The 1,087-nt window shown below is 63.9% G+C and carries 1 protein-coding gene; it reads left to right on the forward strand.

Annotated features, from left to right (window positions below; translation table 11 throughout):
- Nucleotides 1–77: 77 nt before the first annotated feature.
- Nucleotides 78–1,087, forward strand: a 1,010-nt coding sequence (locus ACFYTS_RS36585; protein ID WP_387309773.1) for an IS630 family transposase, incomplete at its 3' end; no start/stop codon positions are given.

The raw sequence follows: 1,087 nt of genomic DNA on the forward strand, positions 1-1,087 counted from the left end.
CTAGTGCCGTGTCCGGGAAGGTTGATGCTGGAACCGTTGTCCGGGGTGGCGGGTTGATCCTCGGCCGGTGAGCGGTGATGCTGCCGGTGGAGGTGATGCCGGTGGCTCGCAAGCCGGATGTGTTCGTCAGAGCGGTGACCCCCGAAGAGGGCCGCAGGCTGGCTCAGATCGCTCGGCGCAGCAAGGTGCCAGTGCGGATGCGGCGGGCGGTAGTAGTGATGGCCTCGGCGCAGCATCAGCCGGTCGGGTTCATCGCGAAGCTGATGCAGGTGTCGGAATCGTATGTGCGGCAGGTGATCCACGACTTCAATGAGATGGGGTTCGACGCTCTGGACCCAAAATGGAGCGGGGGCAGGCCGGCGAAGACCGATCAACCGACGCGTGATCGGATCTGTCAGATCGCCCGGTGCTGCCCCCGCGACCTGGGGTGGCCGTTCTCGACATGGAGCCTGTCGAAACTGGCGGAAGTGTTGCGGATCAACGGAATTGCCGATCTCAGCCGCGAGACCGTCCGGCAGATTCTCAAGACAGGTGGGGTGTCGTGGCAGGCCACGAAAACTTGGAAGGCCAGCAACGACCCGGATTTTCAGGCCAAGATGGCGCGGGTGCTCGACCTCTATGATCGCCCGCCGGACGACGGTCGAGTGATCTGCGTGGATGAGTTCGGGCCGCTGAACCTGCAACCCCGCAGTGGCCGAGGCTGGTTCGCTGCTCGACGGCCGCGCCGTCTGCGGGCGACCTACCGCCGCACCCAGGGTGTCCGGCATATGTTCGGTGCGCTGGACCTGCGGACCGGGCAGCTGTACTACCGGATCAGGGATCGAAAACGATGGACCGAGTTTCTGGGGTTCCTGAAGTCCCTGCGAGCTCGGTGGCCGGGGCAGAAACTGTATTTGATCTGCGACAACTACTCGGTCCATAAACGCGCCGAGGTCCGGACATGGTGCGCGGACAACGCCGTCGAACTCGTCTTCCTGCCCACGTATTCGTCGTGGCTGAACCGGATCGAGTGCGAGTTCGCCGCGCTGCGGTACTTCGCGCTCAATGGCACCGATCACCGCAGCCACGACGAACAAGACGACGCGAT

This window comes from Nocardia sp. NPDC004151 (assembly GCF_042874235.1).
In the GTDB taxonomy this organism is placed as follows: Bacteria; Actinomycetota; Actinomycetes; order Mycobacteriales; family Mycobacteriaceae; genus Nocardia.